Origin of the sequence: Leucobacter soli, from assembly GCF_042659205.1 — a bacterium.
Lineage (GTDB): Bacteria > Actinomycetota > Actinomycetes > Actinomycetales > Microbacteriaceae > Leucobacter > Leucobacter soli.
In genome coordinates this window covers 1-4,438 of the sequence record NZ_JBHSRW010000192.1, presented here as the reverse complement: position 1 = coordinate 4,438, position 4,438 = coordinate 1, and the positions used below count along the sequence as shown (strand labels likewise).

Below are 4,438 nucleotides of genomic sequence, written 5' to 3'. Positions count from 1 at the left end.
CCCGCGTTCACGAACCCGATGAAGGCGATGAAGAGGCCGATCGCGGTCAGCAGCAGCATCGGGAGCGTCCAGCCACCGCTGGCGGCGAGCAGCCAGCCGAACAGGATCGGACCCGCTGCGGCGAGCGTGTAGCCGGCGGACTGCGCCATGCCGGAGAGCGCGCTGGCGTCGCCGTGGGTGCGCGTGCGCACCGCGATGAGGGTGATCGACATCGTGAAGGTCGCGCCGAGGCCCAGCCCGGTCATCGCCGCCCAGAGGACGATGAGCGAGGGGGCGACGATGATGCCGACGCAGGCCACGAGCAGCGGGACGGGCAGGACCGCCGGGAGCCAGCGCACGAGGCGTCCGCGGTACAGCGCGGGAGTCGCCGCCGATCCCGCGACGCACACGATCTGGATCACCATCGTGTCGAGGCCGGCCAGCGTCGCCGACCGGCCCTGAGCGGCCTCCATGGCGACGAGCCAGGTGAGGAGCGTGTAGAAGATCGTCGACTGGGCCCCCATGTAGATCGCGATCTGCCAGGCGAGCGCCTCGCCCCAGACCCTTCGGCCGGAATCGGGGCGGTGCTCGGCACCCGGCCCGTCGGCCGTCGCCGACGCGGCATCTGCGCCGCCCCGCATCGGGGGGCGCACGTCGCGGTTGCGGAAGGCCCAGCTCCAGGCGACGAGCGCGACGGGGATGGCGAGCCCGAACGACAGCAGGGTCCAGCGCCAGCCGAGTTCCTGACCCGCGACCTGGATCCCGGCGAGCGGGATCACGATGCCCGAGGCGATGGCGCCGGCGATCGCCACGGTCGAGGAGAATGCCCCCATGACGAAGGGGGCGCGATCGTCGAACTCGCGTTTGATGATCGCCGGCATGAGCACGTTGCCGGCGGCGAGTGCGGCGCCGATGATCGCGGTGCCGAGCCACAGGTTGATCGGAGACCCCGCGAGCGAGCGCAGCGCGGTGCCCGCGGCGAGGAGGATCAGCGACCAGGCCACGGTGCGATGCATGCCGAAGCGTTCGCCGAGACGGTGCATGAGCGGGGAGAGCAGCGCCCAGGTGAGCATCGGGACGGCGCCCAGGGCGCCGAGCGCGGCGAGCCGCATCCCCTCGCTCGTGGCGATCTCCTCGAGCAGCGGACCGACCGATGCGATCGTGAGCCGCATGTTGATCGACACCAGGACGATCGCGATGAACGGCGGCGACCAGATGAGCGGATGCCGCGCGCTCATCAATCGGTGCGGTGATAGGTGAGCGGGTTCTCGAAGTGCTTCAGCAGTGAGGAGAGCTGGATCATCCCGCGGTCGCGCTCCCGGACGTTGTCCTCCCAGGATCGGTGCGGCAGCGAGTTCTCGACCGCGCGGGCGACCTGCTCGATCGTCTCCGGCGTCCAGGGATCCTCCTGGGCCCGTTCGATGCCGATGCGCGCGTAGACGGGGCCGAGGACCTCGCCGTGCCTGCGCAGACCGCCCCGGGTGTTGAGCTCACTGGTCGTGAACGGGCCGATCAGCGACCAGCGGAGACCGAGGCCCTCGCGCACGAGCGTGTCCAGCTCCACCGGCGTGACGATCTCGTCGCGCACCAGGCAGTAGGCCTCCCGGAGCAGCGCTCCCTGCAGACGGTTGAAGACGAAGCCCTCGATCTCCTGCTTCAGCAGGATGGGTGCGAGACCGCTGCTCGCGAGCAGCTCCGACGTCGTGCTGACGGTCGACTCGGAGGTGAACGGGGCGGGGACGATCTCGGCCACACGCAGGAAGTAGGGCGGATTCGCGGGGTGCACCACGATGCAGCGGTCGCGCCCTGCGAGGTCCGATGCGAACCGGGAGGCCATGATCGTCGAGGTGGAGCTCGCCAGCACCACGTCCCGCGGGGTGAGCGCGTCGAGCCGGGCGAAGAGCTCCTGCTTGGCCTCGAGGTTCTCGATGATGCATTCCTGCACGTATCCGACTCCGGCGACCGCCTCTTCGAGCGATCCGCTCACCGAGATGCGGCTCAGCACCGTGGCGATGGGTTCCCTGAGCAAGCCGCCCGCCTCGAGCTCGTGCAGCTTCGATTTCGCCTCCCCGAGCGCGATCTCGCGCCGGGCCGGGTCGACCTCCTGCATCTGCACCCGTCGGCCGGCGCAGGCGAAGACGATGGCCCAGGCGATGCCGATGCTTCCCGCGCCGACGACGGCGACGGAGTCCACCGCGGAGGCGTGGGGGGCCGCCTCCGCGGTGTCGAGGGGGGACTCGTCCATATTCAGAGGCCGATCTGCTTGGTGTACTCGTTCAGCTCGTCGATGATCGCGCCGATGCGCGCCAGGCGCTCTTCGCCCTCGGCGCCGAGCTGGTCGAAGGTGGTGAGGGGAGCGCGCACGGGGCCCATGGGGAACCCCTCGCGCTGCGCGAGGCGCTTCGAGTAGCACTGGTGGCCGTAGGTGGGGTGGCCTTCGGCGATGATGGCGTCGAAGCGGTGGATGAGGCGATCGATCTGGCGCGCCTCGTCGATGCGCCCGGCGGTCAGCAGGTCCCAGATCCCGGCCGATGCGCGGGGGATGTAGTTGCCGTAGGGGTTGACGTATCCTTCGGCCCCGAGGAGGAAGGAGTCGACCACCCGCTCGCCGGCGTAGACCGTCATGTCGTCGCCCGCGAGCTCGATCACGTCGCGCACGCGAGCGATGTCCTGCGAGGACTCCTTGATGTAGGAGACGTTCTCGAAGTCCTTGGCGAGGCGCGCCACGAGCTCGGCGCTCATGTCGACGTTCGAGGTGACCGGGTTGTTGTAGAGCATGATCGGCACGCTGGTCGCGTTCGCGATCGCCTCGTAGTAGCGGTAGATCTCGTCGTCGGTCGGCGTGTAGTAGTAGGGCGGGAGGGTCATGAAGCCGTCGGCGCCCAGCGCCTCGGCCTCGACGCTCTGCTGCACGGCGATCGCGGTGGACGCGTTCATCGTGCCGACGAGCACGGGGATGCGCCCGTCGATGCGCTTCACGGTCTCCTCGACGAGCAGGCGGCGCTCCTCCGGGGTCACGGCGACGAACTCGCCGGTGGTGCCGAGCATGATGATGCCGGGCACGCCCTCCTCGAGCTGCCAGTCGAGGAACGCGTGAAGGCGAGGGATATCGATGGCGCTGGCGTCATCATTGAAGGGGGTGACAGCGACGGTGTAGGACCCCGTGAACGATTTCGACATACTGACCTCTCTGCGAACACTTGTACGTATGGTGAACACAAGGATACGGTGTCAACATGACAAACGGAAAGCTCAATCGCGAAGTTTTTGATGTTGCCGTCGTCGGAGGCGGCATCAGCGGGTGCGCGACGGCCTATTTCCTGAGCCGATCGGGCGCGCGCGTCCTGCTCCTGGAACGGCACGATCTCAACACGGAGGCGTCCGGCCGCAACGCGGGGAGCCTCCACGGCCAGATCCAGCACGAGCCGTTCCTCGAGGAGGGGGAGGAATGGGCACGGAACTGGCTGCCCGCCCTGCGCTTCCTCGCCGACTCGCTCGAGATCTGGGACGGGCTCAGCGAGGAGCTCGGCATCGACCTGCAGGTGGCCAAGCGCGGCGGACTGCTCGTCGCCGACCATCCCGACCAGATGCCGGCCATCGAGCGCAAGGTCGCGCTCGAGCAGAGCATCGGCATCGACAGCCGGGTGCTGACGGGGGACGAGCTCAGGGAGATCGCCCCGTACATCACCGACGACGCCGTAGGAGGGGAGCTCTGCCCGATCGAGGGCAAGGCCAATCCGCTCCTCGCCGCCCCGGCATTCGCCACGCGGGCGGTCGAGCACGGCGCCGTCATCCGCACCGGCACCAGCGTCGAGGGGTTCGCCGAGTCCGGCGGCGTCACCGAGATCCGGACCGCGAAGGGCGCGTTCGCGGCGCGCAAGGTCGTGCTGGCCGGCGGCGACGGCATGCCGGATCTCGGCCGGCACTTCGGCATCGAGCTGCCGATCAGCAGCGGTGCGGTGCAGGTGAGCGTGACCGAGCGGATCGACCCGCTCGTCAAGCACCTAGTCTACTACGCCGGCGGCAAGCTGACGTTCAAGCAGGCGCAGGCCGGCACGCTGCTGATCGGCGGCGGGTGGCCCGCCCGCCAGAACGCGGCGGGCGAGTGGGTGCTCAACCCGGAGTCCCTGCGCACCAACCTCGGGATCGCGACGCGCGTCGCCCCCGTGGTCTCGGACGTCAAGCTCCTGCGTACCTGGGTCGGGATCGGCAACGGCACGCCGGATCACAGCCCGATCATCGGCCCCGTGCCCGGGCACCCGAACGTGATCCTCGGCTTCTACCCCTACATGGGGTTCACCGCCGGCCCGCTGATGGGCCGGGTGCTCTCCCGGCTCGCGCAGGACGAGGAGCCGGGGGTCGATCTCCGCCCGTTCGCGCCGGATCGCTTCTGAACGGCCGCTCGCGTCGGCATCGTCGCATGAGCGCGCGCCGGCACCACGCAGGGCGCCCGGGCGGG

At 69.6% G+C, this 4,438-nt stretch carries 4 protein-coding genes; 1 reads left to right on the top strand and 3 read right to left on the bottom strand.

Annotation, left to right across the window (positions count from 1 at the left end; translation table 11 throughout):
- The 3 genes from ACFPZL_RS10460 to ACFPZL_RS10450 form a co-directional block, all read right to left on the bottom strand.
- Positions 1-1,217, bottom strand: a 1,217-nt coding sequence (locus ACFPZL_RS10460; protein ID WP_382335341.1) for an MFS transporter, incomplete at its 3' end; no start/stop codon positions are given.
- Entirely contained in the window at positions 1,217-2,224 is a 1,008-nt protein-coding gene (locus ACFPZL_RS10455) for a 3-hydroxyacyl-CoA dehydrogenase (protein WP_218114511.1), read from the bottom strand. The genes ACFPZL_RS10460 and ACFPZL_RS10455, both read right to left, overlap by 1 nt.
- Before the next feature lie 2 nt (positions 2,225-2,226).
- Positions 2,227-3,159 (bottom strand): dihydrodipicolinate synthase family protein, encoded by a 933-nt coding sequence (locus tag ACFPZL_RS10450; RefSeq protein ID WP_218114512.1) that lies wholly within the window; start codon positions 3,157-3,159, stop codon positions 2,227-2,229.
- A gap of 56 nt (positions 3,160-3,215) precedes the next feature.
- Here ACFPZL_RS10450 and ACFPZL_RS10445 point away from each other — a divergent pair, with 56 nt between their 5' ends.
- Positions 3,216-4,373: an NAD(P)/FAD-dependent oxidoreductase gene (locus ACFPZL_RS10445; protein WP_218114513.1), complete on the top strand. Its 1,158-nt coding sequence runs from the start codon at positions 3,216-3,218 to the stop codon at positions 4,371-4,373.
- Positions 4,374-4,438: the final 65 nt, after the last annotated feature.

Bases quoted from the DNA above. Each gene is read 5' to 3' on its own strand.
- ACFPZL_RS10450 (WP_218114512.1), bottom strand. From the start codon at position 3,159: ATGTCGAAATCGTTCACGGGGTCCTACACCGTCGCTGTCACCCCCTTC.
- ACFPZL_RS10455 (WP_218114511.1), bottom strand. From the start codon at position 2,224: ATGGACGAGTCCCCCCTCGACACCGCGGAGGCGGCCCCCCACGCCTCC.
- ACFPZL_RS10445 (WP_218114513.1), top strand. From the start codon at position 3,216: ATGACAAACGGAAAGCTCAATCGCGAAGTTTTTGATGTTGCCGTCGTC.